At 45.2% G+C, this 1044-nt stretch carries 1 protein-coding gene; it reads left to right on the top strand.

Going from position 1 to position 1044, the window contains the following annotated elements:
• The coding region (locus PSF31_RS21045; RefSeq protein ID WP_024156470.1) for an IS4-like element ISVsa5 family transposase at window positions 1-1044 on the top strand (1044 nt) is incomplete at both ends.

Raw genomic sequence — 1044 nt, 5'->3', positions numbered from 1 at the left:
TTACTTGACTGTAAAACTCTCACTCTTACCGAACTTGGCCGTAACCTGCCAACCAAAGCGAGAACAAAACATAACATCAAACGAATCGACCGATTGTTAGGTAATCGTCACCTCCACAAAGAGCGACTCGCTGTATACCGTTGGCATGCTAGCTTTATCTGTTCGGGCAATACGATGCCCATTGTACTTGTTGACTGGTCTGATATTCGTGAGCAAAAACGACTTATGGTATTGCGAGCTTCAGTCGCACTACACGGTCGTTCTGTTACTCTTTATGAGAAAGCGTTCCCGCTTTCAGAGCAATGTTCAAAGAAAGCTCATGACCAATTTCTAGCCGACCTTGCGAGCATTCTACCGAGTAACACCACACCGCTCATTGTCAGTGATGCTGGCTTTAAAGTGCCATGGTATAAATCCGTTGAGAAGCTGGGTTGGTACTGGTTAAGTCGAGTAAGAGGAAAAGTACAATATGCAGACCTAGGAGCGGAAAACTGGAAACCTATCAGCAACTTACATGATATGTCATCTAGTCACTCAAAGACTTTAGGCTATAAGAGGCTGACTAAAAGCAATCCAATCTCATGCCAAATTCTATTGTATAAATCTCGCTCTAAAGGCCGAAAAAATCAGCGCTCGACACGGACTCATTGTCACCACCCGTCACCTAAAATCTACTCAGCGTCGGCAAAGGAGCCATGGGTTCTAGCAACTAACTTACCTGTTGAAATTCGAACACCCAAACAACTTGTTAATATCTATTCGAAGCGAATGCAGATTGAAGAAACCTTCCGAGACTTGAAAAGTCCTGCCTACGGACTAGGCCTACGCCATAGCCGAACGAGCAGCTCAGAGCGTTTTGATATCATGCTGCTAATCGCCCTGATGCTTCAACTAACATGTTGGCTTGCGGGCGTTCATGCTCAGAAACAAGGTTGGGACAAGCACTTCCAGGCTAACACAGTCAGAAATCGAAACGTACTCTCAACAGTTCGCTTAGGCATGGAAGTTTTGCGGCATTCTGGCTACACAATAACAAGGGAAGAC

The sequence above is a fragment of the Providencia sp. PROV156 genome, assembly GCF_028480905.1.
In the GTDB taxonomy this organism is placed as follows: domain Bacteria; phylum Pseudomonadota; class Gammaproteobacteria; order Enterobacterales; family Enterobacteriaceae; genus Providencia; species Providencia hangzhouensis.
The sequence above is the reverse complement of the archived record's forward strand: the minus strand, read 5'-3'. Positions and strand labels throughout refer to the sequence as shown.